Here is a 205-nt window from a genome sequence, read left to right as displayed (position 1 = left end):
TACTTAAAGACATTCAAGATAAATTAGAACGTACATGGTCACCTGAACAAATTGTTGGACGAGATTATCAGGGGAAAATTTCCTTTAAATCCATCTATAACTGGATTTACCAAGATATCTTAAAGGTACCCCTAACTGTCTTAAGACACAAAGGAAAAAGTCGAGAGCCTCAAGAAACGCGAGGAAAGTTTAATATCGGCACTCC

General features: G+C 37.1%; 1 pseudogene. It reads left to right on the top strand.

Features of this window, described 5'->3' with window-relative positions:
* A pseudogene (locus tag ACEN33_RS12635) lies at positions 1 to 205 on the top strand (IS30 family transposase); the annotation flags it as partial.

Source organism: Ruoffia sp. FAM 24228 (genome assembly GCF_045528575.1).
GTDB lineage: Bacteria > Bacillota > Bacilli > Lactobacillales > Aerococcaceae > Ruoffia > Ruoffia halotolerans.
Note: the sequence above shows the minus strand (reverse complement) of the source record. Positions and strands in the feature narration are given on the sequence as shown.